This is a genomic window from Nocardiopsis sp. YSL2 (assembly GCF_030555055.1).
Classification (GTDB): Bacteria; Actinomycetota; Actinomycetes; order Streptosporangiales; family Streptosporangiaceae; genus Nocardiopsis.
Window position 1 is genome coordinate 5607219 of the sequence record NZ_JAMOAO010000001.1, and the last position, 25552, is coordinate 5632770.

Below are 25552 nucleotides of genomic sequence, written 5' to 3' on the forward strand. Positions count from 1 at the left end.
AACATGAAGTCAAGTGAGTGCGTGTCCATCGGGGAGATGGCGGAACGGGCAGTCAGGAACGAACTTCCAAGAAGGGGAAGGACGCCAGGAAGATCACCGGCGACCAGATCCGCGAGGCGTGGATCACCGACTGGAAGTGGGACACCGAAGCCCCCGACATCCACCGCACGGCCGAACTGAAGGACTCCGCCGCCGCACAGGCCGGACACCACCCCGACCTCGGCATCCCCGTGAGCACCTCCGGGTGGGCTCAGCGCGACCACGCCCGCCGCATCTTCTCCGAGGGCGTACGCGGCAGCTCCGGAACGAAGTCCACCACCCGCGGCGCGGCGTGCGTCGCGTGCCGGCCGCGGAACCACTCCTCGGGCTCCTCACACCGCACCTGCGAGGCGCCCTCGTCTCCCCGCGGGTTCACACCGCGCGCAGGTGCAGCAGGAGCGCCTGGGCCGGGTCGAGGTTGGGCAGCTGGATCCCCGAGCGCGCCAGTACCGCCCCCGACACCTCGATCCCCTCGCGCCCGTACCACGGCGGCGCCCCTTGCTGGGTGGTGCGGGGCGGGCCCGCCTCCTCGCGTCGGCGCAGCCGGTAGGTCCGGTCCTCCCGCAGGCCCGGCAGACGGACCCGGCCCGGCACCGCGCGGGCCGACGTCGTCAGGCGGGCGTAGCGGAAGACCGCCTCCCCTCCGTCGGGGGCCACCACCCCGTCGAGCTGCTCGGCGGGGTCGGGCGCGTCCGCGTGCACGAGGTCGCCCGAGTGCAGGAGCGGGCGCAGCTCCCGGTACAGGCCGATCCACCCCGCCAGAACCTCCAGTTCCTGCGGGCCGCACCCGGTGATGTCCCATTCGAGGCCCGCGTGCGACATCAGACTCGTCAGGCAGCGCAGGGACAGGTCGGCGATGCGGCCCGTGGTGTGCGACCGGGGCCCGCCGACGTGGCTGCCCACGAGCTCGGGCGGGATCAGCAGGCCGGTCCAGCGCTGGACCGCCAGGCGTTCCAGGGGATCGTTGGTGTCGGAGGCCCACACCCGGTCTGAGCGCTCCAGGATGCCCAGGTCGACCCGGCCGCCGCCGGAGGAGCACGACTCGATCTCCACCTCGGGGTGGCGCGCGCGCAGCCGGTCCAACAGCGCGTACACCGCCAGGGTGTGGTGGTGGGTGCCCGCCCCGCCGGTGGGCGCGTGCACGGGTTCGAGCAGGTCGCGGTTGTGGTCCCACTTGACGTGGTCGGGGCGGTACTCGGTGAGCAGTGCGTCCAGGTGTTCGAACACGTACTCGAACGCCTCTGGCCGTGCCAGGTCGAGCAGGTGCTGGTGGCGGCTGGGCGGGGGCGGGCGGCCCTCGGCGGACAGCAACCAGTCCGGGTGGGCGCGCGCGAGGTCGGAGTCGGGGTTGACCATCTCCGGCTCCACCCACAGCCCGACCTGCAGGCCCAGGGAGCGCACGTGGTCGAACAGGGGGTGCAGTCCGTCGGGCCACACCTCGGTGTCCACGGTCCAGTCGCCCAGCCCCGCGGTGTCGTCGCGCCGGCCCCGGAACCAGCCGTCGTCCAGGACGAAGCGCTCCACCCCGATGGCCGCCGCGGTCTCGGCCAGGCGGGTGAGCGTGTCCGGGTCGTGGTCGAAGTAGACGGCCTCCCAGGTGTTGAGCACCACCGGCCTCGGGGAGGAGGGGTGGGCGGGCCGTGAGCGCAGCCAGCGGTGCACGCGCGCGGACATCCCGTCCAAGCCCCGGTCGGACCAGGAGAAGTACACCCACGGGGTGGTGTGGCTCCGGCCGCGGGCCAGCCGCACCTCGCCGGGGTGGGGGAGTTCACCGCCGGCCAGGACGGCGTCGGCCTGTCCGGCGCCTTCGGGCAGGCGTTCGGCCAGGTGGACGTGGTCGCCGCTCCAGCCGGTGTGCACGCCCCACACCTCGCCGTGCCGGAAGCCGAACCCGGGGCTGCCGGCGGTGAGCACCAGCGGGGCGTCGTGCCCGGTCCGGCCGCGCCGAGAGGCCCGCAGCCGGGTGCCCATGGTGAGCTCCTGGCGCTGGGGCGCGCGTTCGCGGCACCAGCGCCCCGTCAGGTCCAGCACCTCGCCGGCCTCGCGGGGCAGGGGCATGGTCGCCTGGAGGGAGCCCAGGGTCCACACGGCGGCATCGGTGTTGGTCACCGTGTGGCGCACGCGCACCAGCCCGGTGGCCTCCATCCGCACCTCGCTGCGCAGGTCCAGCCCGGCGGTGTGCGCGGTGACGGTCACGACGCCGCCCCGGCCGCCGTCCGTGTCCCGCGCCTGGCCGTCCGGCCCGCTGTCGCCGTCGAGGGGGTCCACGACGACCTCGTCGACGGTCCAGCGCGGGAAGGTGGCCCGCCCCTCGTGGTGGCCGGAGATGCCCGGGTGGCCGCGCCAGCCCTCGCCCTGGGCGGGCAGGAGCGAGACCGGGACCGGTGCGTCGAGCCCGTTGTTCGCGGCCGCCGGTGCGGCGGTCCCGGCCAGGCCCGCGGTGTCGGCCAGGTCGGCGCCCCAGTGCAGCACGTGCGGCAGCCCGGCCTCGGGCACGGCCAGGACCAGTGCGGTCCCCGCGGCCCGCAGTTCGATGGTGCGGTGGGTCATGTGGTGTTCGGGTCGGATGTCCCGGGCTCCTTCTGTGCGGTGTGGGCGGTACTGCGGAATGGGCGGTGTGCGGTGGTGTGCCGTGTCCGTCCGGGACGGGTGCGGAAGGCCGCCCCGTGCGGGCCGGGGGCCTCTGCGCTCCCTCGCCCTTGGGCGGGGGACCGTCACCCCTTGCTCGCTCCCAGGGTCAGTCCCGCCACGAAGTGGCGCTGGAGCAGGAAGAACACGATCAGCGTCGGCAGGGCGACGATGACCGACCCGGCCGACAGGAGGTTGTAGTCGACGAAGAAGGCGCCCTGGAGGTTCTGCAGCGCGGTGGTGATGGGCATCTTGTCGCCGCTGGACAGCAGCGCCAGCGCCCAGAAGAAGTCGTTGTAGATCCAGGTCACCAGCAGGGTGGCCAGGGCCGCCAGGCTGGGGCGGCACAGGGGCAGCACGACCTTCCAGTACTGCTGGAACACGCTCGCCCCGTCCACCCTGGCCGCCTCCAGGAGGGAGGCGGGCATGGCCTTCATGAAGTTGCTGAGCACGAACGTGCAGAACCCGATCTGGAAGGCCACGTGGATCAGGACGACTCCCATGTGGCTGTCGTAGAGCGAGCCGGACTCGCTGATCCAGAACGGCAGCCGGACGGAGGTGTAGAGGCGGAACAGCGGGACCAGCAGGGCCTGGGGCGGCAGCAGGTTCGCGGCCAGGAACACCGCGAGCATCACCAGGTTGAACCGGCGCGAGTAGTTGCTGAGCACGAACGCCGCGCACGAGGACAGGAACAGTGTCAGGATCACCGCGGGAACCGTGATGAGCAGCGAGTTCGCGAAGTAGACGGGCATCTCGCCCTGGGTCCAGGCGTCGACGTAGTTGTCCAGGGTGAAGCCGCCCAGGGACAGGTAGCCGTGCACGGTCGTGTAGTCGTAGTCGCGGAGGGAGTTGATCACCGCCCACAGCACGGGGAAGAACCACGCCAGCGCGGTGATCACGAGGAACGTGTGCAGGGGGGCCCGCGCGGGGCGGATCCGGCGGCGGCGAGCCGCGGGCAGGGTCGTGGCGGTCACCGTTGGGCCCCTCTCAGCACGGTGGACACGTAGATGGCGATGAAGACGAGCGAGAACGCGAGCATGATCACGGCCAGGGCGGAGCCGAAGCCCACCCGGCTGGCCTCGCCGATGACGTTGGAGGTCACCAGCGCGGAGATCAGTTCCAGGCCGTTGCGCCCCCGGTTGATGATCCACACCAGGTCGAAGGCCCTCAGTGCGTCGATGACGGTCACCACGACCACGACCACGTTGATCGGCACCAGGGCGGGGAAGACCACGCTGGTGAACGTGCGCACCGAGCCGGCGCCGTCGATGGCGGCCGCCTCGCGCAGCGAGGGGTCGACGGCCTTCAGGCCCGCCAGGTAGAGCAGCATGATGTAGCCGGTGTGCTTCCACCCCGCCGCGACCAGCACCGCGTACAGGTTGATGTCGGGGTCGCCGAACCAGTCCACGGCCGGGGCGTCGGAGACCAGGGCGAGGAAGGCGTTGAGCAGGCCCTGGTCGCTGGAGTAGATGAGCTGCCAGATGAACCCGGTCAGGGCCAGCGACAGCACCACGGGCAGGTAGAAGACGCTCTGGTAGACGGGGCCGCCGCGCAGTTCCCGGTCGAGCAGGACCGCGAAGAACATGCCCAGCACGGTGGGGACCGCGAACAGGAACACCAGCCACACGACGTTGTTGCGCAGCGCCGGTCCGAACGGGGGGTAGAGGGTGAACGCGTCGGTGTAGTTCTGCGTGCCGACCCACTCGATGGTCTCCGGGCCGCCGATACCGTCCCAGCGGGTGAACGACAGCAGGACCGTGGCGGCCGCGGGCAGCCAGACCAGGCCGACCACCAGGAACGCGGGGACGCCCAGCATCAGGGCGAGGGAGATCCGGTCGCGGCGTCCGTGGCGCAGCGAGGTGCCGCCGCGCCGGGGCGGTCGTTCCCGGTCGCGGGTCGGCGGAGCCGACGGGGGTGCTTCGGTGGTGCCGGGGGTGGCCATGCCTTGCTCCTCACTGACCGAAGATGGACAACTTCTGGCGCTGGATGCTGGCGGTGAGGTCGGCGATGTCGTCGGGCCGGCTCAGGAAGCGCTGGAGCGCGGGGATCATCACGATGGACGCGAAGTCGGGGCGCGAGTCGCGGTCCATGTACTGGGTGAGCGCCCCGGCGTTGACGACCATGTCGTTGACCTTGGCCTCCAGCGGGCTGAAGCCGCTGGTGTCGGCGTCCAGCCGCAGGGGCAGCGCCTGGGGGTCGACCGCGGTGTAGACCTCCTCGGCCTCGCGTGTGCCGAAGTGCGCCAGCAGGGCGTGGGCGCCCTCGGGGTTGCGGAGGGTTCCCGAGGCCATGAACCCGTCGATGGGGGCCTCGACCGCGTCGGCGCCGATCTCGGCGTCGAACTCGGGGAAGGGGAAGCAGTCCAGGTCGTCCAGGTCCTCGCCCTCGGGGAAGACGTGGGTGAGGAACATGCCGCAGAGCATCATCCCGGCCTCGCGGCGGACCAGGGCGGTCTGCGCCTCGTTGATGCCCCGGCCCAGGGGGTCGGCCTGGTGGTGGGGCAGCAGTTCGGCCCAGGCGCCGAAGACGGCGCGGACCTCGGGGGAGTCCCAGGAGTGCTGGCCGTCGAGGAGTTCGAGGTGGAACCCGGGCCCGTTCAGACGCAGGTTGAGGTGGTCGAACATGCCCATGGCGGGCCAGCCCTCGCGCACGCCCGAGGCGATCGGTTCGAGGCCGTCCCGGCGCATGCGCTCGCACAGTTCGACGAACTCCGCCCGGGTGGCGGGCGCCTCGTAGCCGTTCTCCTCGAACAGGCTCCTGCGGTGGAAGACCGCCCAGGGGGCGGTGGAGTCGGGCACCATGTACTGCTTGCCGTCGGGGGCGGAGCACAGGTCGCGGACCTGGTCGGTGAAGGCGCCGTCGAGCCCTTCCCACACGGCGGAGACGTCGCTGATCAGGCCGCGCTCGGCGAAGAAGCGCGTCCGGTACCCGGCGAACCACGCGATGACGTCGTCCGGTGTGCCCTGGAGGTAGTTGTTGACGCTCTCCTGGAAGGACGTGGAGTCGAAGGTGTTGATCTCCACGGTGCGGCCGGACTCCGCCTCGAAGAGGCCGACGATGTCCTGCATGGCCGCGCGCTGGGCGGCGTTGGCGCGGTTGGAGGTCAGCGTGACGGTGTTCGGGTCACTGGAGGAGCAGCCGCCCAGGGCGGGCAGGGCCGCGAGGGTCCCGGCGCCCGCGAGTCCGCGCAGCAGGGAGCGGCGCCGGAGGCCGGGTGGTGCCGGAGGTCTGGGGTGCATCGTGGGCTCCTCCGAAAAGGTGTGAAGGCGGTCACACGTCAATCTTCAACATGTTCCACACTTCACGCCCACGTTGTCAACAGGTATGAACTTTTTCCAACAGGCATCCACGGTCGAATTGACACGAGCACGGATCATGCCAGGCTATAACCAACATCTTCGAACATTTTCGTGCGCCCCAGGGAGACGAATTGCTGGCCGCCCAACGGCAGGAACAGATCCTCGACCAGCTGCGGCGGAGCGGGGCCGTCCGCGTCGCCGACCTCGTCGAGAGCCTCGCGGTGTCGGACATGACCATCAGGCGCGACCTCGACGCGCTGGAGGGCCGCGGCGCCCTGCGCAAGGTGCACGGCGGCGCCGTCACCCTCCAGGGCCCGCGCACCGAGGAACCCGGGTTCGAGGCCAAGTCGACCCGCCAGGCCGACGAGAAGCGCGCCATCGCCCGCGCCGCCGCGGGCCTGGTCGCACCGCACAGCGCCGTGGGCCTGTCCGCCGGCACCACCACCGCGGCCGTGGCCGAACACCTGTGCGAGGTCCCCGGGCTGACCGTGGTCACCAACTCCCTGCGCGTGGCCGAGATCCTGCACCGCGCCCCCCGCCAGGACCGCACCGTCGCCCTGACCGGCGGATTCCGCACCCCCTCCGACGCCCTCGTGGGACCCCTCGCCCTGACCTCCCTGCGCGGCCTCAACCTCGACGTCCTCATCCTGGGCGTGCACGGCATGCAGGTCCGGGCCGGCTTCACCACCCCCAACCTCATGGAGGCCGAGACCGACCGCGCGCTGGTCGAGGCCGCCGGCACCCTGGTGGTCGCGGCCGACCACACCAAGTGGGGCACCGTGGGGGTCAGCACCATCGCCCCGCTCGACCGCTGCGACGTGCTCGTCACCGACACCGGCCTCGACCCCGCCGCGCGCCGGGCCCTCGACGAACACGTGGGCAGCGTCGTGGCCGCCCCCGTCGGAGAGGACGCCTGAGCGCGGCCGGCCGCACCGGCCGACCCCGGTGACACCGACAGCCCCACCGGAAAACCGCTGGTGCGCCGCGCCGCCGCACCACTACGGTGGCGCGGGGCCGCCCCGACCCGGGACCCGGCGGCCCCGATCCGGCGAGGAGCACCAGCGGTGGACGTCCACGACTACGCCCGGCACGACGCGGTCGGCCTGGCCGCCCTGATCCGCCAGGGACAGGTCAGCACCACCGAGGTCGAGACGGCCGCCCGGCGCGCGCTCACCGACGCCGACGCCCGCCTCAACGCCCTCACCGGACCGCTCTTCGACGCCCCGACCGCCCACGACCCGCACGGACCCCTGGCCGGGGTCCCCTTCGTCATCAAGGACAGCGGCCCCTTCGCCCGGGGCGTGCCCTCCGCGCTGGGCAGCCGCGGCCTGCTCGCCGTGGGCCGGCGCGACCACACCCTGATGGAGCGCCTGCGCGCGGCCGGGCTCACCGCCCTGGGCCAGAGCACCGCGCCCGAACTCGGGCTCAACTTCGCCACCGAGCCCCGACGGCACGGGCCCACCCGCAACCCCTGGGACACCGGCTTCGGCGTCGGCGGATCCAGCGGGGGAGCGGCCGCACTGGTGGCCGCCGGAGCGGTCCCCTTCGCCCACGGCAACGACGGTGCCGGGTCCCTGCGTGTGCCGGCCTCCGCCTGCGGCGTGGTCGGCCTCAAACCCACCCGCGGCCGCACCCCCTGCGGCCCCGACGCCGGAGAGGCCGGGTACGGGCTGGTGGTGGAGTTCGGCCTCACCCGCACCGTGCGCGACGCCGCCCACCTGCTCGACGCGCTGGGCGCCCCGCCCCTGGGCGAGAAGTTCGTCGCACCGGCCCCCGAACGCCCCTTCGCCCAGGCCGTGCGCCGCGATCCCGGCCGGCTCCGCATCGCCGTCACCACCCGGCCCTGGGCCGAGACCGAGGTGGACCCGGGTGTGGCCGAGGCCGCTGTGGACACCGCCCGCGCCCTGGAGTGGATCGGGCACACCGTGCGGGAGGACGCCCCGGTCCTGGAATCCGAGGACGTGGTGGAGGGGTGCGTGCTGGCAGCCATGGCCACCGGCACGGCCCTGCTGCGGCTGCCCCACCGCCCCGACCCCGCCGCGTTGGAGTCCGTCTCCCGCCAGGTCCTGGCCGAGGCCGGTCGGTGCACCGCCGTGGAGATCGCCGGCGCCCTGCAGGCCCAGCACCGCGTCACCCGTGCCGTGTCCCTCTTCCTGGACACCCACGACCTCCTGGTCACCCCCACCCTGGGACGGCCGCCCGCACCGCACGGCACCCTCGACTACGACGCCCCCGGGCACTCGGTGCGCTCCTGGCTGCGCCGGATCCTGGCCTACGGGCCCTTCACCGCGCCCTTCAACGTCTCCGGGCACCCCGCGATCAGCCTCCCCCTGGCCCAGAGCCCGCGCGGTCTGCCCATCGGCGTCCAGCTCGTGGCCGCCGCCGGCCGGGAGGACCTGCTGCTGATGGTGGCGGCCCAGCTCGAAGCGGCCCTGCCCTGGCGGGACCGGCTGCCGCCCGCCCACGTGTGAGCCGCTCCAGGTCGCGGGGCACCGGGCCCCGGCAGGCGCGCCCGGGGACCGTTTGGCCCGGCCGCGGCGGCGGGTACGCTGCCCGGGCAACCGCCGACGTCCGCCGAGGGGAAGCCATGCCGGAGCTGACCGACCTGCACGCCACCGCCATGGGCGAGTTCGACCGCCGTGTCAGGGCCGTGGGGACGGCCGACTGGGCGCTGGCCACGCCCTGCGCCGACTGGGACGTGCACGATCTGGTGAACCATCTGGTCACCGAGCAGCTGTGGGTGCCCCACCTGCTCTCCGGCGGCCGAGTGGAGGACCTGGCCGACGAGCTCGCGGGCGACAACCTCGGCGAGGCGCCCGCGGCCACCTGGGCGGTCGCCTCCCGCGAGGCCCGTCTGGCCTGGCTGTCCCCCGGGGCCCTGGAGCGGACCGTGCACCTGTCCCTGGGCGACACCCCCGGGCAGGAGTACCTGTGGCAGATGACCTTCGACCTGACCGTGCACGCCTGGGACCTCGCCCGAGCCGTGGGCGCGGACGAGGAACTCGACGCGGCCCTGGTCGCCGCGCTGCGGGAGTGGGCGGGGGACCGGCCCCTGGGTCCGGGGCCGATGTTCGGCGCCCCCGCGCCGGTGGCGGCCGACGCCGGGCCCCAGGACCGCCTGCTGGCCCTGACCGGGCGCACGCCCTGACACGGCCCGGCCGGGCGCTCAGACACGGCGCAGGGTGAACCAGAAGGTGGGGAAGGGATTGGTGCCCGGGGTGGTGTCGATCAGCTCCCAGCCGGAGAACCTGGTGGCGATCTCTTCGGAGCCCACCCCCGCGTCCGGATCGTCGAAGGCGCCGGGGCCGTACCCGAACATCAGGAGTAGTGCGCCGGGCGCCGCGCGGCGGGTGAGCCCCCCGGCGTAGGCGTCGCGGCGGTGCGGGGGGATGCCGCACAGGCAGCTCAGGTCGAAGAACAGGTCGAACGGGCCGGGCGCGTCCACCTCGTCGAGCCGGGTGGCGTCGCCGTGCAGCAGCCGCGGCGCCACGCCCGCCGCCGCGGCCTTGGCACGGGCCTGCTCGACCAGCCCCCCGCCCGCTCCGACGACAACCGCGTCGGGTTCCTCCTCGTCCTCTGCGGGCTCTTCGTCTGTTTCGCGGGCACGCACGCGGCGGCCCCGGAGCGTCGTGCTCCGGGGCCGCCGGTGTGCCAGGGGAGTGGTCCGGGGGTTCAGGCCTCGACGCGCTCGGCCAGGGTGCGCTCGTCGAAGTCCATCTCGGGCGGGGCCTGGCGGAACCCCTGGGTGACGTAGGCGAGCTGGGCCAGTCCGATCAGGGCCCACACGCCGCCGATGGCGAAGGCCAGACCGCTGAGGTTGGTCCACAGGTACACCGTCAGTGTCAGGCCGACGCCGGGAACGAGTCCGTAGCGGACAAGGTCGAGTCGCGTGCGCATCCGCTCGCGGACCACGAAGTGGCAGATCACCGACAGGTTCACCGCGGAGAAGGCCACCAGGGCGCCGAAGCTGATGAAGGAGGCCACGGTCTCGATGTCCAGGAACACCGCGCCCAGGGACACCGCCCCGACCAGGACGATGTTGGCCGCCGGAGTGGAGAAGCGGGGGCTGAGGCGGCCGAAGAAGCGCTGGGGGAGTGTGCCGTCGCGCCCCATGGCGTAGAGCACGCGCGAGACGCTGGCCTGGGAGCTGAGTGCGGACCCGAAGGAGCCGATGATCAGCGCGGTGGTCAGCAGCGCCGCCAGCAGGTCGCCGCCCAGGGCGCGCATGATGTCCAGCGCGGCGGCGTCCACGTCGGTGAAGCGGCTGTGGTCGGGGAAGACCATGTGGCCGAACCACGAGGCGGCCAGGAAGATCAGCCCGCCCAGCAGAGTCACGAGCATGATCGCCCGCGGCACGTCCCGGCTGGGGTTCTCGGCCTCCTCGGAGAGCGTGGTCACCGCGTCGAAGCCCAGGAAGGACTCGGTGAGGATGGCGGCGGCCGCGATGACGGGCAGGATCTCCAGTCCCGTGCCGACGAAGGGCGCCAGAGGGTGGATGTCGGCCTGCCCGAACAGGTGCCGGGAGCTCAGGGCGAAGAACAGCAGCAGGAAGGCCACCTGGGCGCCGACGATGAAGGTGTTGGCCCGGGCCACGATCTGGATACCGCGCACGTTCAGGGTGGTGATCACGCCCAGGAAGCCGATGATCCACACCCAGTCCGGCACGGAGGGGAACTGGGCGTTCAGGTACAGGCCGATGGTGATGTAGTTGATCAGCGGCAGGAACAGGTAGTCCAGCATCATCGTCCAGCCGACCATGAACCCCGTGCGCGGTCCCAGCGACTTCTGGGCGTAGACGTAGGCCGAACCGGTCGAGGTGTAGACCCGCGACATCCGCCCGTAGGAGTAGGCGGTGAAGAGCATGGCGACCAGGGCGACCAGCACGGCGGAGGGCAGGCGGCCCCCGGACAGGGCGGTGGCCACGCCGTAGACGGTCAGGATGGTCGTCGGCACGAGGTAGGCCAGGCCGAACAGCACCAGGTGCGGGAGCTTGAGGACGCGCTCCAACCGAGGGGTCGTCTTTGGCAACAGATCGACCTTCCTGCGAGGTATATCACCACTTGCATGGCTTTGGGCTAATGTGAACCAGCCCACCATGACAGACATCACGCCCGAAGCGCAAGTGAATCACTCGCAAAGAATCACACCGACAACTGAATCATGCCTGCTGGCTTTGCCGCGCAATGAAATCAGTTGTCCTGTGGAAGGGGTGCTCGTGCATCCACACGAACACCCCCCACACCCCCCGCACCCGACCTCGTCCGCACACACGAACGGGGCCCGGCGCCCCGCGCCGGACCCCGCCACCACACACTCAGACCCCCGACAACTCCATCCGCAGCACCAGGGCCACCAGCTCCACCAGCACCTCCTTGGCCGACTCCCGACTGCGCGCGTCACACAACAGCAACGGCACCTGCTCCTCCAGGTCCAACGCCACCCGTACGTCCTCCCCGCGGTGCGTGCGCTGCCCGTCGAAGCAGTTGACCGCCACCACGAACGGCACCCCGCGGCTCTCGAAGAAGTCGATCGCCCCGAAGGAGTCCGACAACCGCCGCGTGTCGGCCAGCACCACCGCGCCCAGCGCCCCCTCCGCCAACTCCTCCCACATGAACGAGAACCGCTTCTGCCCCGGCGTCCCGAACAGGTACACCACCGTCGACTCGTCCAACGTGATCCGGCCGAAGTCCAGCGCCACCGTCGTCGTGGTCTTGCCCTCCACCCCCGCCAGGTCGTCCACGCCCACGCTCTCGGAGGTCATCACTTCCTCGGTGTGCAGCGACTCCACCTCGCTCACCGCCGAGACCAGGGTGGTCTTGCCCGCCCCGAAACCACCGGCGACCAGGATCTTCAAGGTGTCGGGAACAGGTCCCGCCCCCTCGGAGGCCTTCACGTCCAACGCCACTCCACCTCACAACGCACGAATACGCTCCAGAACCGACCGCAGCGTCGCGGCGTCCGGACGCCGCTTCTCCCACTCCGAACCGTGCACCACCGCGTAGCCCTGATCCAACAGATCGGCCAACAGGATCCGCACCACTCCCAGCGCGAAACCCGAACGCGAGGCCACCTCCGCCACCGACACCGGACGAACACACAGCGACAGCAACAGCGCGGGCTCGGGATCGAGCTCCACCGGATCCAACGACGGCACCGCCACCACCTGGGAGGTCAGGGCCAGATCCGACCGCGACGGACGCGTACGCCCACCCGTCACCGAGTACGGCCGGATCAGACTCGACTCCCCCGGATCACCGGGCGGCACCCCGCTCACCCCACGCCACCACCCCGCCGTCGCGGCAGCGCCGACAGATGCGGACCCACCTGGCGCACCAGACGGTTCACCTCGAACGCGGCCTGGCCCATGTCGCACGAGGACTCCGCGACCAACGCCAACGAAGCCCCCCGCCCGGCCGCCAGCACGAAGAAGAACACACTGTCCATCTCCACCACGGTCTGACGCACCTCGGCCGCCCCCAGTTGCGCCCTGGCCCCACGGGCCAGACTCGCGAACCCCGACGCGATCGCCGCCAGGCGCTCGCCCTCCCCGCGATCCAGCCCCCGCGAACAGGACAGCAGCAACCCGTCCGCGGACAGCAGCAGCGCCTGGCGCGCGCCCACCACCCGCTCCACCAGGTCGCTCAGCAGCCAGTCCAACGTCTGGGCCGGCGAACGACCCTCACCACCGTCGGCGACCCGGTCCTCCGCCGCAGCACCCGTCGACATCGACATCACCCTTCCACGTCCTGTCCAAGGCGCGCACCGTGCGCGCCGACCTCTCCATCAGGACCTTCGGACCCCGCGCGACCGCGCATCGTCCCGGCCTGGAACGCGCTCATCATCGACCGGATCTCGGCCAGCGACCGCTGCCCGTCCGGCTCCCGGCCCGACGGCGCCGCCGGCTCGGTGGCCGGTTCCCGGCCCCTGCGCCGGCGCCGCGGCAGGCCCATGTAGGTCTCCTCGGCCTCCCCGTCGGCCTCTCCGCTCGCCACCACCGCGGCGGCCACCGCCTCCGGCTCGACCGCCCGCTCCCTCTCGCCGTCCCCGACGGGCTCGGAGGACACGGGGGCCGGGGAGGGTGCGCCAGGGCGCCCACCGCCGACCGGCTCGGGCACGCGCGGACCCTCCCGCACCCCCGACCGCACGGCCTCCGACGGCTCCGCGGCACGCACCCGCGGCAGGTCCGGCACGGGCCCGACCGGCTCGGCCGGTGCCAGCGCACCCCTGGGAATCACCACCACCGCCAGCGTGCCCTGCGCCGAAGCCTCCAGCGACACCTCCAGGCCGTGCTGGGCCGCGACCGTGGCCACCACGAACAGGCCCAGCTGCGAGTCCTCGCGCACCCGGCCCAGGTCGAAGCGCGGAGCATCCGCCAGCAGCGCGTTGGCCCGCTCCACCTGCGTCTCGCCCATCCCCAGCCCGCGGTCACGCACCCGCAGTACGACCCCGCCGTCCGCCGAACGCTCACCCGTGACCGTCACCTCGGTGCCCGGCGGGGAGAACAGCGTCGCGTTCTCCAACAGCTCGGCCAGCAACCGCACGGCGCCCGCCCCGACGTCGCCCCGCAGCGCCACGTCGGGCAGCCGGTGCAGCCGCACCCGGGTGTAGTCCTCGATCTCGCTGGAGGCCGCCCGCACGGCCTCGTACAGCCCCACCGGCTCCCAGCCCCGCCGCACGGGCGCGTCCCCGCTCAACAGCATCAGGTTCTCGGCGTTGCGCCGCAGCTGCGTGCTGAAGTGGTCGATCCGGAACAGCGACTCCAGGACCGCCGGGTCGGTCTCGCCGCGCTCCAGCGAGTCCAGCAGCCCCAGCTGGCGGTGGACCAGGGACTGCGTGCGCCGGGCGATGTTGCGGAACATGTTGCGCACACCCGCCCGCACCTGCGCCTCCTCCACGGCCGCGGCCACCGCCGCGCGCTGGGCGGTGTCGAAGGCCTGGGCGACCTCGCCGATCTCGTCGGTGCGGCCCCCGCTCAACCGCGGCACCTCCTCGTCCACGTCCACCTGCTCGCCCCGGCGCAGCCGTGCCGTGACCGAGGGCAGCCGCACCCGGGCGTGCTCCAGCGTCGACGAGCGCAGCCGCTGGAGCCTGCGCCCCACCCGCTGGGCCCCGGTGACCGCCACCGCGCTGGAGGCCAGCGCGACGACCAGCGCGGGAACGCTGACCAGCAGCACCTGGTCCCGCAGGGAGGACGCGTGGGCGTGGCCCAGGGCCACCACCCGCTCCATCTGCGACTCCTCGACCTCGCGCATCCGCATGTCCACCGCCTCGGCCGCCCCGCGCCAGGTCGGGGCGTTGACCGGCACCGTGTTCGCCCGGCCCAGGGGAGTGCCCACGATGCTGCCCTGCAGCAGGTAGACCGTGTGCAGTACCGAGTAGGACTCCAGCGCGACGTAGTCCTGGCGGTCCTGGTCGCTGAGTTCGGTGCCCACCCGCGCCCAGGCGTACTGCTGGGCGCCGGCGGCCGCGGCGAAGGTGGCGTGCGACTCGTCGGGGAAGGAGTGGGTGGCCACCGAGTGCGCCAGGACGGCGTCCTGCTGGTTGAGCAGTTCGCGGGTGCGCATCAGCGAGGTCAGGGAGCGCAGGTGCGGGACCTGTTCGGGGTCCGACAGTGCGACCAGGGAGTCCCACACGCGCAGTCCGTGCTCGATGACGTCGGTGTAGGTGCCGGTGCCCTCCTTCATGGCCATCTCCGAGGGGGAGACGCCGTCCACGAGGACGCGGTGGCCGTCGATCCGGGCCATGGCGTTCTGGAAGCGCAGCGCCGACCGGGGGACGTCGCCGGTGTCGAAGGCCGCGATCCGCCGGTCCAGGACCGCCACGGCCTCGTCGGTGCGCTCCCGGGCCTCCGCCAGGTCGCGCAGGTTGCCGTTGGTGGGGTTGGCGGCGGCCATGGTGGCCCTGCGCTCGCGCTGGAGCTCGCTGATGACGTCCACGACCGGCCCGCCGATCTCCTCGGTGACCGACGCGGTGGTGCGCAGTTCGCGGATGTCGGTGAGCATCACCGTGGTCAGGACGGCCCACAGAACAAGCAGGGCGGTGCTGGGGATGAGCACCAGCGTGATCATGCGGGCCCGCAGCGATCGACGCTTGTGCTGGGACATGGGCTCGCTTCCGGGGGAGGGGCGGGCGACGAGGGAGGCGCCCGCCGGGGGGAGGGGGGTGTCCGGAGTTCCCCAGAGTGAACAGCCCCGGAGGGTGTGAGCGCAAGTGCCGGTCGGGGTCCGAGGGGTACGATCCGCAGGGATTTCGCAGGTCAGAGCAGAAGCTCTCGATCTGGCAACATTCAAAATCTACGTCGTAAAGGTGGCGCGTGCTTTTGACAAAGCACCTACGACAACAAGGAGCGGCTTCGCCGCACCGAACACACCAGGCTCCGCCTCGGCGCGGGTGAGAGCCGACCGTGACCCGGGTATGGCGGACGCAGGAAGACCATCACACGGGTACCGTCCAGTGACTCACTGGCACCGAAAGTGGCACCGCCGGGGGAGAGGACCCATGAAGCTCACCGACGACCAGATCCGCGACGGGATGAGCCGGCTCACCGACTGGCACTGGGACCCCGACCAGCCCGACATCCACCGGACCGTGCGCCTGCCCGACTTCGTCGCCGCCATGGAACTGGTCAACAGCATCGCCCAGGCCGCGGAACAGGTCGGACACCACCCCGACATCGACATCCGCTACAACAAGGTACGGCTGTCCCTGTGCACGCACGCGGTCGGGGCCATCACCGAGAACGACATGTCACTGGCCGCCCGGATCGACGAGCTCATCGCCTGAGCCGGGAGGTCCCGCCAGGGCAGCCCCTCCAGGGCCCGCACCGGCGCTGGGCATCGTGTTGCGCCGGTCGTCGGTCGCGGACTTGAGCAGGGGGACGTCCCGGTACAGCACGCGGAACCCGACGCCGTAGTACAACGCGCGGGCCGCCGGGTGGCCGGGCGCCCCCAGGCAGGCGACCGTCGCCTGCACGGCCCCCGCCTCCCGGGCCAGGAGCATCCCGTGCAGGAGCGCCGCCCGTCCCAGGCCCAGACGCCGGTGGCCGGGGTGCGTCCCGACCGGCTCGAACTCGACGGTCCGGTTCGTCTCGTCCAGCCACATCACCGCCGATGACGCCATCGTCCCGTCCGGCGCCTCGACCAGAACGTGCAGATCGCCGCGGTACCCCGTGGTCCGCCTGAGGTTCCCGTAGGCCTCGACCGAGTACGCCCGGGGCCCCCAGGCGTTGAGATGGGCCTGGACCGCGGCCTCGGGCCCGGCCTGGTCGGCGGTGCGGAACCGGTATCCGTCCGGCAGCACCGCGGGCTCCAGCCGGACGAGGTCGCGCTGGTTGAGCTGGGTCCAGGAGCCGGTGTCGCCCTGCCCGGACGGGTCGGGCGCATACCCGTGCGCCGCCCACCGTTCCAGGGCGAACCCGTCCTCAGCGCTCGGCAGCACGGTGCGTTCCAGGCCAGGCGCCGTGGCGTCGTACCAGTCGATCACCTCGTCGACCAGGTCGGGGTGGTGGGGGTGGACCTGGTAGGCCAGGTAGGCGCCGGTGGTCTCCTTGACCGTTCCGTCGCTGAGCCGGACGCTGCGCGGCAGCTGGGCCCATCCCCACGCCACCAGGTCCCCGCCTCGGGACCATAGTCGGCGGCGCCACGCAGAACCCTGGGCGGCGTGCGCCCGGCCCCAGTTCCAGGCCAGTCCGCCGTACGAGGCATCGCTGTTCACCAGCTCCGGGCGGGTGGCGGTGATGCGCTGCGCGAGCCCTTGCATGAGCTCCACGTCCGCCGCTGTCAGAAGCTCTGGGGTCGTCATGGCGCCCCACGGTGCCAGCAAGCCGCGGGGCGTGTCCACGGGTTTTCCGGCCCCCACCAGCGCTGGTCGAGTGCGCTGGTGCCGCGATGGCGCGGCGGGCGGGCGCGTGCCGCGCACGGGCCGGGCTCCGGGTGTTCCGGTCGTCAGCGCAGGCGGGCGCGGCGCATCTTGCCCGAGGCCGTGCGGGGGAGTTCCGGTACGAAGTCGATGTCCTCCGGTGCGGCGTGCTCGGCGAAGCGGGTGCGCACCCACTCCTTGAGTTCTTCGGCCAGGGCGGGGGACCCGGTGTGGTCGGTGTGGAGGACGATCCGGGCGCCGACGAGTTGTCCGGCGAGGTCGTCGGGGATGGAGTAGACCCCGCACTCCTCGACCGCGGGGTGGGTGTTGAGTACGGCTTCGACCTCGCTGGGGCCGATCCGGTATCCGCGGGTGACGATGGCTCCGTCGTCGCGGGTGGAGAAGTAGAGCTGGTGTTGGCGGTCCAGGATGCCGGTGTCGCCGGTCAGGTAGTAGGCGTGGTCGGGGGTGAACCGCAGCTGGGAGGCGCTCTCGTTGCCCATGTAGCCCTGGAACCAGGCCAGGGGGCTGTTGGCGAGGTCGATGGCGATGCGGCCGTAGGTGCCCAGCGGGGAGGGGTCGTCGGAGATGGCCTCCAGGATGGCGATGTCCCATCCGGGGAGGGCGGGGCCGATGGATCCGGGGGCGAGCGGGGTGTCGGTGCCGTCGGTGGCGCCGTTGGGGATGCCGGCGCACCAGCCGAGTTCGGTCTGGCCGTAGTGGTCGCGTACGGGGACGCCGAAGATGTCGGTGGCCCAGTCGATGACGTCCTGGCCGAGGATCTCTCCGGCGCTGGAGAGGCGTTGGACGATGACCTCGGGGGGCAGGGTCTTGGTGGCGGCGCGCAGGGTGCGGTAGGTGGTGGGGTCGGCGGCGAGGTTGGTGACGCCGTACATGCCCAGGACGTCGAGGGTGAGTTCGGGGTCGAAGAATCCGGCGCGTAGTGCGAGGGATCCGTGGCCGGCCAGGAGGGGGGAGATGACGCCGTGGTAGAGGCCGTAGGCGGATCCGGGGTCGGCGGTGTTCCAGTAGACGTCGTCGTCTTCGACGCCGAGGCCGAAGTGGTGGTAGGCGTGCATGGCGGCCAGGGCGCGGACGGGGACGGTGACGCCGCGGGGTGGGCCGACGACGGTGGACACGTACAGGATCGCGAGGGGGTCTGCGCCGGTGCGTGTGGTGTCGGGGACGGTGCGGGGTGTGGGGCCGGTGAGGGTGGTGAGGGTGTGGTCGCCTTCGCGTAGGGGGTGGGTGCCGGTGGTGGCGATGTCCCAGGCGGGGGTGCTGGTCATGTCGGGGCCGGGGTCGAGTTTGGTGCGGTACTCGTCGTCGGTGATGACCAGGCGGGTGTGGGAGTCGGTGAGGCGTTGGGCGATGGCGGAGGGGGCGAAGGAGGAGAGGAGGGGGACGAGGACGGCTCCCAGGCGCCAGACGGCCAGGGCGGTGATGGTGAGGTCGATGCCTTTGGGGATGAGGGTGGCGACGCGGTCGCCGGGGGTGATGCCGAGGTCGTGCAGGCCGGCGGCGAGGGCGTGGGAGCGTTCGGCGAGTTCGCCGTAGGTGAGGGTGGTGGCGGTGAGGGTGGGGCCGATTTCGGTGGTGGCGGTCGTGTCGGGGTGGTGGCGGTCGCAGAGCAGGTGTGCCACCGATGTGGTGGGGGTGTCGTAGGTGGTGATCCAGTCGCGTATGAGCTGCGCCGGGTCGGACATCGGTGGCGGTCCTCGTTTTCGGTCGGTTTGGTGGTGATGGGTGGTGTTGGGTGGTGTACGTCAACACTATGCCCACCTGTGAGGTCGGCCTCACTCGCGTGGGGTGTGGGGGTTGGGCGATGATGGGCTGATGGACAGTGCAGCGGTGGTGGAGCGGTTCGGTTTGGGTGCTGGGGTGCGGGCGTGGCTGGAGGAGGCCGAGCGGTTGCCTGATCCGGTGCGTTCGTTGGAGGTTCCGGCTGATCCGGCGGGGGTGTTGGACCTGTTCGCCCTGAGTCCGCGGGATCGGGCCGAGGTGGAGGGCTTGTGGCCGGATGGCGGGTGGCCGCCGGAGTTGTGGCATCTGGTGGAGTGCATGTACCGGCGGTTGTGCGCGGACGTGGATCTGCCGTTGGGGGGTTGGCGGGACTGGCCGACGCTGGTGGGTGCTGAGGACGCGCGGGTGCGGGCGGCGTCGTTGTGGGCGTTCGCGGCGATGGTTCCGGCGCATCTGGAGCGGCAGGCGGCGTCGGGGGTGGATCCGGCGGTGACGGCGGCGACGCTGGCGGATGTGGGTGTGCAGGTGGCGCGGTCGCGGCGGATGTTCGGCCGGTTGGGTGTGGAGACGGCGTCGTGGGTGGCGGCGCAGTTCCGGGACCGGTTGTTCTGGGTGGGCGGGTTGCAGTTCGAGCCGGCGCTGTTGGTCGATGAGGGGGGTGTGGAGTGGTATTCGCCGGAGGAGGCGCGGTCGTTGGGGGCGGGGTTCGCGCCGGGGGAGCGGTGTTTGCGGTTGCACATTCCGTCGGGCGGGTTGGCTCCTGAGTCGGTGGATGCGGCGTTGGCGGGTGCGCGGGGGTTCGCGCGGGAGCAGTTGGGGTTCGATCCGGTGGTGGCGACGTGTTCGTCGTGGTTGTTGGATCCGGTGTGGGGTGAGGTGTTGGGGGAGGATTCCAAGATCGTGCGGTTCCAGCGGCGGTTCGAGCTGGTGGGGCGGGGTGTGCCGGGGGAGTCGGATGTGTTCCGGTTCGTGTTCGGGATGCCGGAGGTGGATGTGGCTGCGGCGCCGCGGGGGACGCGGTTGGAGCGTGCGGTGGTGGAGCGGTTGGAGGCGGGGGGTGGGTTTCGGGTGCGTACGGGGTGGCTGCGGTTGGCGTGAGGGGTGTGTTGTGGGTTGACCGTGCTGGTCATGGCCTGGTGGGGGCTGTGTCCGGCACGGTCGTTTCGTCGTCCTGGGTGGTCTGGGCGGAGTCGAGTGATCACAGTTCAGGGGAGCGGTCTGGTCTCCGCTCAGGCGCGGCAGGAGGGGTGGGCCGGCCCTGGGGTCCCGCCACCTTCTACTTGACATAATGTGCATTATCGGCGGCATGGGAGGAGGGTCGGGAAGGGGTCGGCCGAGTCCTGTCCGCGGGGCGTGTCCGGGCCTGGTCAGTGCGTGGCGCGGTGCTTTGGGCCGCCGCGCCGGAGGCGGCTGCCGTGCGGGGTCGCCGGTGGCAGCCGGCTCGGCGGAGCCCAGGGCCGTGGTGCGGGCGCCGGTCGGCTCCTGAGGCGGCCGTGACCGGCTCTGGACGCGCATGCCCGGCGCGGTGTGCCGCCGACGGGCCGTGGCAGGAACGCCCTGGGGCGTCCTTGCTGGTCAGGAAGCTGATGTCGGGTCGGTCAGGTCGCCGGGCCGTCGCGGATTCTCGCTGTGTGCGCCCAGGGCCCTGATACGTGCGGTGCGCGGTCCCCCGGCGCGGTCCCCCGGCGCGGGCCGCGGCGTGCGGGTGGCCGGGCTCGCGGATGTGCTCCGGGGCGCGTTGTCCCGGGCCCGTGGACGGTGTCGGGGCGGGGTGGACGGTTGCGGGCGTCCCCCGCCCAACCCGGGGTCTGTCCATGTTTGATGCATAATCTGTGTTATGCATCCTTTTGCAGGGTTTTGATCATCTATGCGTGGTTCGTGGTGATCTGTTGGGTCGCCGTGTGCGCAGGAGACGGGACGAAGGTCCCCCGCCCGTGAGCCCTCGGCCCGGAGTCGCGCGGCCGCGCCCGGGTAGGCCCCGGTCCGGGCGCTGCTCCCCCGCGGCCGGCCCCCGGTCCGGCCGAGCCCTCCCCCGCGACGGGGCCGACGCGTCCTCGACCCGGGGCCGCGGGTGCGGCACGTCTCGTGGAACACGTGCCGCCGGAGGGTTACCGTGACCGGTACCACTCCCCCGCCGCGTCCGATCCAACCCTTGCGAGAGGACATCACATGGCCCTGGACACACGGGAACTGGAGTTGATCGACGCCTACTGGAGGGCGGCCAACTACCTGTCGGTGGGACAGATCTACCTGCTGGACAATCCGCTGCTGCGCCGGGAGCTGCGGCCCGAGGACCTCAAGGCCCGCCTGCTGGGGCACTGGGGCACCACACCCGGACTCAACTTCCTTCACGCGCACCTGAACCGGGTCATCGTGGCCCGGGACCTGGACATGATGTACGTGGTGGGGCCCGGGCACGGCGGGCCGGCGGCGGTGGCCAACGCCTGGCTGGAGGGCACCTACAGCGAGGTCTACCCGCGGGTGTCCCAGGACGAGGAGGGCATGCGGCACCTGTTCCGCCAGTTCTCCTTCCCCGGCGGCATCCCCAGCCACGTGGCGCCCGAGACGCCCGGGTCGATCCACGAGGGCGGTGAGCTGGGGTACTCGCTCGCGCACGCGTTCGGGGCGGCCTTCGACAACCCCGGCCTGGTGGTGGCGTGCGTGGTCGGCGACGGCGAGGCCGAGACGGGTCCGCTGGCGGGCAGCTGGCACTCCAACCAGTTCCTGGATCCGGTGGGCGATGGCGCGGTGCTGCCGATCCTGCACCTGAACGGGTACAAGATCGCCAACCCGACGGTGCTGGCGCGGATCCCGCACCAGGACCTGCTGGCCTACTTCCAGGGGCTGGGGTACCAGCCGCTGGTGGTGGAGGGCCAGGACCCGACCTACATGCACCGGCGGATGGCCGAGGTCATGGACGAGGCCATGGCCCGCATCGCCGGCATCCAGCACGAGGCGCGCACCACGGGACTGCGGGAGGCGCCGCGCTGGCCGATGATCGTGCTGCGCTCCCCCAAGGGGTGGACGGGGCCCAAGGAGGTCGACGGGCACCCGGTGGAGGGGACCTGGCGTGCCCACCAGGTGCCGATCTCCCAGGTGCGCACCAACGGCGAGCACCGGCGCATGCTGGAGCAGTGGATGCGCTCCTACCGGCCCGAGGAGCTCTTCGACGCGTCGGGGGCGCCTGTGGCGCGGCTGCGGGAGTCGGCGCCGCGGGGCGAGCGGCGTATGGGCGCCAATCCGCACGCCAACGGCGGTCTGTTGCTCAAGGAGCTGCGGCTGCCGGACTTTCGCCGCTACGCGGTGCGTGAGGCCCCGCACGGGGTGCACACCAGTGAGGCCACGCGTGTGCTGGGGCGCTTCCTGCGAGATGTGGTGGAGCGCAATCCGTCCTCGTTTCGGATCATGGGCCCCGACGAGACGGCCTCGAACCGGTTGTCGGCGGTCTTCGAGGTCTCCGACCGGGTGTGGCAGGCGGGGTTGGAGCCCACCGACGAGCACCTGGGGCGGCGGGGCCGGGTGATGGAGGTGCTCAGTGAGCACCTGTGCCAGGGCTGGCTGGAGGGGTACCTGCTCACGGGCCGGCACGGGCTGTTCAACTGCTATGAGGCGTTCGTGCACATCGTGGACGCGATGTTCAACCAGCACGCCAAGTGGTTGCGGGTGAGTCGGCGCCTTCCCTGGCGGCGGCCGATCGCGTCGTTGAACTATCTGTTGACCTCGCACGTGTGGCGTCAGGACCACAACGGGTTCACCCACCAGGATCCGGGGTTCTTGGACGTGGTCATGAACAAGCCGGCCGAGCTGGTGCGGGTGTACCTGCCGCCGGACGCCAACACGCTGCTGTCGACGGTGGACCACTGCCTGCGTTCGCGCGATCTGGTGAACGTGGTGGTGGCGGGCAAGCAGCCGGGGCTGGACTACCTGTCGATGCCCGAGGCGGTCGCGCACTGTACGCGGGGCCTGGGGATCTGGGAGTGGGCGAGCACGGACGGCGGCGCCGATCCGGACGTGGTGCTGGCGTGTGCGGGTGATGTGCCCACGTTGGAGGCGTTGGCGGCGGTGGATCTGTTGCGGCAGCTGTTCCCGGAGTTGAGGGTGCGGTTGGTGAACGTGGTGGATCTGATGCGGCTGCGGCCTGAGAGCGATCATCCGCACGGGTTGCCCGATGCGGAGTACGAGGCGCTGTTCACCACCGACAAGCCGGTGATCTTCGCCTTCCACGGGTATCCGTGGCTGGTGCACCGGTTGACCTATCGGCGGCGGGGCCACGAGAACCTGCATGTGCGCGGCTACAAGGAGGAGGGGACGACCACGACCCCCTTCGACATGGTGATGCTCAACGATCTGGACCGGTACCACCTGGTGATCGACGTGATCGACCGGATCGAGGGGTTGGGTCAGCGGGCGGCGAACATCCGCCAGCAGATGGTGGACGCGCGGTTGGCGGTGCGGGCCCACACGCGCGAGTTCGGTGAGGACCCCGCGCGGGTGCGCGAGTGGACGTGGCCGTACTGATGCGTGTTCTGGTGGTCAATGCCGGGTCGAGCAGTCTGAAGCTGAGCGTGCTGGGTGAGCGCGACGAGGTGCTGGGCTCGCGTGCGCTGGAGTTGGAGCAGGGGCGGTGGAGCGCGTCGGCGGTGGAGGAGGTGCTGGCGGGGTGGCCGGAGCCGGAGGCGGTGGGGCACCGGGTGGTGCACGGTGGGCGGGTGTTCACCGAGCCGACCCGGTTGGAGGGGGGTGTGGTGGAGCGGTTGCGGGAGTTGACGCCTTTGGCGCCGCTGCACCAGCCCCGGGCGCTGGCCGGTATCGAGGTGGTGGAGCGGGTGTTGCCGGGGGTGGCGGGGGTGGCGTGTTTCGATACGGCCTTTCACACCACGCTGCCGGAGGCGGCGGCGACCTATGCGGTGCCTGAGCAGTGGCGGCGCCGGTGGGGGGTGGTGCGGTACGGGTTCCATGGGCTCTCGCACGCCTATGCGTCGCGGCGGGCGCGGGAGTGGACCGGTGGTGAGCGGGTGGTGACGGCGCATCTGGGGGCGGGGGCGTCGTTGGCCGCGGTGCTGGGTGGCCGGTGTGTGGATACCACGATGGGGTTCACGCCCTTGGAGGGGTTGGTGATGGCCACGCGTTCGGGGAGTGTGGATCCGGGGTTGGTGTTGTGGTTGCACGAGCAGGCGGGGTTGGCGGTGCGGGAGATCTCTGAGGCGTTGGTGCGTCGTTCGGGGTTGTTGGCGTTGGCGGGGACCGCGGACATGCGTGAGGTCGTTGAGCGTGAGGGGCGTGGTGAGGCGTCGGCGGTGTTGGCGCTGGGGGTGTATGTGCACCGGTTGCGGGGGGCGGTGGCGTCGATGGCGGCGTCGATGGGCGGGTTGGACACGTTGGTGTTCACCGGTGGTGTGGGTGAGGGTGCGGCGCGGGTGCGTGAGCTGGTGGCGCGGGGGTTGGGGTTTGTGGGTGTGGGTGTGGATGAGGGTGTGAACGCGGGGGTGGAGGGTGAGGGTGAGGTGAGTGCTGCGGGGGCGCGGGTGCGCACGCTGGTGGTGCGGGCGCGTGAGGATGTGGAGATCGCTGGTGGTGTGCGGGGGGTGTTGGCGGGCGGGTGAGGGTGTGGGTCGGTGTGGGGGCGGTGGCCGTGGGGTCGCCGCCCTTCGTGGTGTGCGGGGGTGGTGGGTGCTGCCCCGGTGGGTCTGGTGGCGCCGGTGGCCTGTGCTCGGTGGCTGTGGGTCCCCTCCCCCGGTGTTCGTATGGGTGTTCGGTGGTGGTGGGTGTGCTGGGGTGTGGCCTCTCCCCCGCCTGTGGTGTGGGTTCGGCCTGGTGGGGGGTGGTGGGGGGCTCCCCTGCCGGGGCCTGGGGTGCCGGGCCGTCGTCGTGTTCGATTCTGTTCGATGCGCGGCGTGGATGTGGTGGCGGATCGGGGATGCTGAGGGCATGAGTGCTGTAGCTGGAGCGGGGCCGGTGTCGGCCCAGGACGCGGTGGAGCAGTATCTGGTGGCGCGGCGGGCGGCCAAGCCGTCGCCGCACACGGTGGCCGCCTACCGGCGGGATCTGAACTCGGTGCTGGAGTTGGTGGCGCGCGGGCGCGGGTGCCGGGTGCGGGAGGTGGAGTTGGCGGAGCTGTCGGCGGGTGTGCTGCGTGCGGCGTTCGCTGACTTCGCCACCGAGCGGGCGGCTTCGAGTGTGGTGCGGGCGTGGTCGACCTGGAACGGGTTCTTCGGTTTTTGGGTCTCGGAGCGTGTGGTGGGCGGCAATCCGATGTCGGCGGTGCCGCGGCCGCGGGTGCGGCCCTCGGGGCCCAAGCCGTTGATGGGTGAGGACACTCCGGAGCGGTTGTTGGAGGCGTTGGCGCGGGGGGCGCGTCGGGCGCGTGATCCGTGGCCGGAGCGGGATCTGGCGGTGTTGGCGTTGGCGCTGCTGACGGGGATGCGTTCGGCGGAGATGCTGTCGTTGCGGGTGGAGTCGGTGGGTGGGCGTGCCGGTGAGCGGCGGATCCGGGTCGTGGGCAAGGGGGGTGGTGAGCGGGTGTTGCCGATCGAGGTGCCGTTGGAGGTGTTGTTGGAGGCCTATCTGGTGTCGCGGCGGCACCGGTTCGGTGTGGTCAGGGGCGCGGATCCGTTGCTGGTGGACAACCGCGGGCAGGGGTTGCGGCGCGGGGGTCTGCAGTATCTGGTGCGTCAGTGCTACAAGCACGCGGGGGTGCATGACCGGGTGGCGCGGGGGACGCTGGTGCACGCGTTGCGGCATACGTTCGCGACGCGGTTGGCGGAGGACGGGGCGTCGGTGAGCGAGATCATGCATCTGCTGGGGCATGCGTCGGTGGCGTCGTCGCAGGCCTATATCGAGGTGACGGCGCGGGCGCAGCGGGAGGCGGCGGGGTCGAACCGCACGTATGGGGTGGTGCGCCGGTTGGTGGCCGAGGCCGGGTCCGAGGGCGGGGTGGATGAGGTGGTGGGCGGTTAGGGGGTGTGTTGCGTGGGTGCTGTGCGTCG

At 71.8% G+C, this 25552-nt stretch carries 21 protein-coding genes; 8 read left to right on the top strand and 13 right to left on the bottom strand.

The features are described 5' to 3' along the window. Nucleotides 1-250: 250 nt before the first annotated feature. The 5 genes from M1P99_RS24780 to M1P99_RS24800 all read right to left on the bottom strand — a co-directional run bounded on the left by M1P99_RS24780 (nucleotide 251) and on the right by M1P99_RS24800 (nucleotide 5906). A complete protein-coding gene (locus M1P99_RS24780) occupies nucleotides 251-415 on the bottom strand; it encodes a hypothetical protein (RefSeq protein WP_304454983.1) in 165 nt (54 codons plus the stop codon). After that, nucleotides 412-2589 carry an alpha-galactosidase gene (locus M1P99_RS24785; protein ID WP_304454984.1) on the bottom strand — a complete coding sequence of 726 codons (2178 nt, stop codon included), beginning with the start codon at nucleotides 2587-2589 and terminating at the stop codon, nucleotides 412-414. Before M1P99_RS24785 ends, M1P99_RS24780 begins: the two co-directional genes overlap by 4 nt. 164 nt (nucleotides 2590-2753) lie before the next feature. Further along, nucleotides 2754-3641, bottom strand: coding sequence for a carbohydrate ABC transporter permease (locus M1P99_RS24790; RefSeq protein ID WP_304454985.1), 888 nt, complete (start codon nucleotides 3639-3641; stop codon nucleotides 2754-2756). Further along, on the bottom strand, nucleotides 3638-4609 hold the full coding sequence (locus tag M1P99_RS24795; protein WP_304454986.1) for a carbohydrate ABC transporter permease: 972 nt from the start codon (nucleotides 4607-4609) through the stop codon (nucleotides 3638-3640). Before M1P99_RS24795 ends, M1P99_RS24790 begins: the two co-directional genes overlap by 4 nt. A 10-nt stretch (nucleotides 4610-4619) precedes the next feature. Then, nucleotides 4620-5906: an ABC transporter substrate-binding protein gene (locus M1P99_RS24800; protein WP_304454987.1), complete on the bottom strand. Its 1287-nt coding sequence runs from the start codon at nucleotides 5904-5906 to the stop codon at nucleotides 4620-4622. A 191-nt stretch (nucleotides 5907-6097) separates the two neighbouring features. Between M1P99_RS24800 and M1P99_RS24805 the strand changes: the two genes are divergently transcribed. From M1P99_RS24805 to M1P99_RS24815, 3 genes are all read left to right on the top strand, one after another. Next, nucleotides 6098-6883 carry a DeoR/GlpR family DNA-binding transcription regulator gene (locus tag M1P99_RS24805; protein ID WP_304454988.1) on the top strand — a complete coding sequence of 262 codons (786 nt, stop codon included), beginning with the start codon at nucleotides 6098-6100 and terminating at the stop codon, nucleotides 6881-6883. Nucleotides 6884-7030: 147 nt separating this feature from the next. Beyond that, complete coding sequence (locus tag M1P99_RS24810; protein ID WP_304454989.1) at nucleotides 7031-8437, top strand: amidase; 1407 nt, start codon at nucleotides 7031-7033, stop codon at nucleotides 8435-8437. Between the two features lie 116 nt (nucleotides 8438-8553). Next, on the top strand, nucleotides 8554-9114 hold the full coding sequence (locus M1P99_RS24815; RefSeq protein WP_304454990.1) for a TIGR03086 family metal-binding protein: 561 nt from the start codon (nucleotides 8554-8556) through the stop codon (nucleotides 9112-9114). 18 nt (nucleotides 9115-9132) lie between these two features. On the opposite strand, the gene M1P99_RS24820 is transcribed toward M1P99_RS24815, so the two are convergent. From M1P99_RS24820 to M1P99_RS24845, 6 genes are all read right to left on the bottom strand, one after another. Beyond that, a complete protein-coding gene (locus M1P99_RS24820) occupies nucleotides 9133-9576 on the bottom strand; it encodes a hypothetical protein (protein ID WP_304454991.1) in 444 nt (147 codons plus the stop codon). Nucleotides 9577-9638: 62 nt separating this feature from the next. Then, nucleotides 9639-10994, bottom strand: a complete 1356-nt coding sequence (locus M1P99_RS24825) for an APC family permease (protein ID WP_304454992.1) — start codon at nucleotides 10992-10994, stop codon at nucleotides 9639-9641. A 286-nt stretch (nucleotides 10995-11280) separates the two neighbouring features. After that, nucleotides 11281-11865, bottom strand: a complete 585-nt coding sequence (locus M1P99_RS24830) for an ATP/GTP-binding protein (RefSeq protein ID WP_304454993.1) — start codon at nucleotides 11863-11865, stop codon at nucleotides 11281-11283. A gap of 12 nt (nucleotides 11866-11877) precedes the next feature. Then, the gene (locus tag M1P99_RS24835; RefSeq protein ID WP_304454994.1) at nucleotides 11878-12240 is read right to left on the bottom strand and encodes a DUF742 domain-containing protein; all 363 of its coding nucleotides are present in this window, start codon (nucleotides 12238-12240) and stop codon (nucleotides 11878-11880) included. Continuing rightward, on the bottom strand, nucleotides 12237-12698 hold the full coding sequence (locus M1P99_RS24840; RefSeq protein ID WP_304454995.1) for a roadblock/LC7 domain-containing protein: 462 nt from the start codon (nucleotides 12696-12698) through the stop codon (nucleotides 12237-12239). The genes M1P99_RS24835 and M1P99_RS24840 overlap by 4 nt, the downstream gene beginning before the upstream one ends. Continuing rightward, on the bottom strand, nucleotides 12698-15070 hold the full coding sequence (locus M1P99_RS24845) for a nitrate- and nitrite sensing domain-containing protein (protein ID WP_304454996.1): 2373 nt from the start codon (nucleotides 15068-15070) through the stop codon (nucleotides 12698-12700). The genes M1P99_RS24840 and M1P99_RS24845 overlap by 1 nt, the downstream gene beginning before the upstream one ends. A 394-nt stretch (nucleotides 15071-15464) precedes the next feature. Here M1P99_RS24845 and M1P99_RS24850 point away from each other — a divergent pair, with 394 nt between their 5' ends. After that, nucleotides 15465-15749 carry a 4a-hydroxytetrahydrobiopterin dehydratase gene (locus M1P99_RS24850; protein ID WP_304454997.1) on the top strand — a complete coding sequence of 95 codons (285 nt, stop codon included), beginning with the start codon at nucleotides 15465-15467 and terminating at the stop codon, nucleotides 15747-15749. Here the strand turns inward: M1P99_RS24850 and M1P99_RS24855 are convergent. Both M1P99_RS24855 and M1P99_RS24860 read right to left on the bottom strand, forming a co-directional pair. Continuing rightward, nucleotides 15714-16766 (bottom strand): GNAT family N-acetyltransferase, encoded by a 1053-nt coding sequence (locus tag M1P99_RS24855; RefSeq protein WP_304454998.1) that lies wholly within the window; start codon nucleotides 16764-16766, stop codon nucleotides 15714-15716. The genes M1P99_RS24850 and M1P99_RS24855 overlap by 36 nt on opposite strands. Nucleotides 16767-16909: 143 nt before the next feature. After that, nucleotides 16910-18529, bottom strand: a complete 1620-nt coding sequence (locus M1P99_RS24860) for an AMP-binding protein (RefSeq protein ID WP_304454999.1) — start codon at nucleotides 18527-18529, stop codon at nucleotides 16910-16912. Between the two features lie 130 nt (nucleotides 18530-18659). Here M1P99_RS24860 and M1P99_RS24865 point away from each other — a divergent pair, with 130 nt between their 5' ends. From M1P99_RS24865 to M1P99_RS24880, 4 genes are all read left to right on the top strand, one after another. Further along, the gene (locus M1P99_RS24865; protein WP_304455000.1) at nucleotides 18660-19664 is read left to right on the top strand and encodes an acyltransferase domain-containing protein; all 1005 of its coding nucleotides are present in this window, start codon (nucleotides 18660-18662) and stop codon (nucleotides 19662-19664) included. A gap of 1071 nt (nucleotides 19665-20735) precedes the next feature. After that, the gene (locus M1P99_RS24870; RefSeq protein ID WP_304455001.1) at nucleotides 20736-23084 is read left to right on the top strand and encodes a phosphoketolase; all 2349 of its coding nucleotides are present in this window, start codon (nucleotides 20736-20738) and stop codon (nucleotides 23082-23084) included. After that, nucleotides 23084-24169, top strand: a complete 1086-nt coding sequence (locus M1P99_RS24875; RefSeq protein ID WP_304455824.1) for an acetate/propionate family kinase — start codon at nucleotides 23084-23086, stop codon at nucleotides 24167-24169. Before M1P99_RS24870 ends, M1P99_RS24875 begins: the two co-directional genes overlap by 1 nt. A 325-nt stretch (nucleotides 24170-24494) precedes the next feature. After that, nucleotides 24495-25523, top strand: a complete 1029-nt coding sequence (locus tag M1P99_RS24880) for a tyrosine-type recombinase/integrase (protein WP_304455002.1) — start codon at nucleotides 24495-24497, stop codon at nucleotides 25521-25523. Nucleotides 25524-25552: the final 29 nt, after the last annotated feature.

What these genes read in the sequence shown, in the direction of transcription:
- M1P99_RS24785 (WP_304454984.1), bottom strand. Translation starts at nt 2,589, where the DNA reads ATGACCCACCGCACCATCGAACTGCGGGCCGCGGGGACCGCACTGGTC.
- M1P99_RS24795 (WP_304454986.1), bottom strand. Translation starts at nt 4,609, where the DNA reads ATGGCCACCCCCGGCACCACCGAAGCACCCCCGTCGGCTCCGCCGACC.
- M1P99_RS24800 (WP_304454987.1), bottom strand. Translation starts at nt 5,906, where the DNA reads ATGCACCCCAGACCTCCGGCACCACCCGGCCTCCGGCGCCGCTCCCTG.
- M1P99_RS24815 (WP_304454990.1), top strand. Translation starts at nt 8,554, where the DNA reads ATGCCGGAGCTGACCGACCTGCACGCCACCGCCATGGGCGAGTTCGAC.
- M1P99_RS24840 (WP_304454995.1), bottom strand. Translation starts at nt 12,698, where the DNA reads ATGTCGATGTCGACGGGTGCTGCGGCGGAGGACCGGGTCGCCGACGGT.
- M1P99_RS24845 (WP_304454996.1), bottom strand. Translation starts at nt 15,070, where the DNA reads ATGTCCCAGCACAAGCGTCGATCGCTGCGGGCCCGCATGATCACGCTG.
- M1P99_RS24850 (WP_304454997.1), top strand. Translation starts at nt 15,465, where the DNA reads ATGAAGCTCACCGACGACCAGATCCGCGACGGGATGAGCCGGCTCACC.
- M1P99_RS24855 (WP_304454998.1), bottom strand. Translation starts at nt 16,766, where the DNA reads ATGACGACCCCAGAGCTTCTGACAGCGGCGGACGTGGAGCTCATGCAA.
- M1P99_RS24860 (WP_304454999.1), bottom strand. Translation starts at nt 18,529, where the DNA reads ATGTCCGACCCGGCGCAGCTCATACGCGACTGGATCACCACCTACGAC.
- M1P99_RS24865 (WP_304455000.1), top strand. Translation starts at nt 18,660, where the DNA reads ATGGACAGTGCAGCGGTGGTGGAGCGGTTCGGTTTGGGTGCTGGGGTG.
- M1P99_RS24870 (WP_304455001.1), top strand. Translation starts at nt 20,736, where the DNA reads ATGGCCCTGGACACACGGGAACTGGAGTTGATCGACGCCTACTGGAGG.
- M1P99_RS24875 (WP_304455824.1), top strand. Translation starts at nt 23,084, where the DNA reads ATGCGTGTTCTGGTGGTCAATGCCGGGTCGAGCAGTCTGAAGCTGAGC.
- M1P99_RS24880 (WP_304455002.1), top strand. Translation starts at nt 24,495, where the DNA reads ATGAGTGCTGTAGCTGGAGCGGGGCCGGTGTCGGCCCAGGACGCGGTG.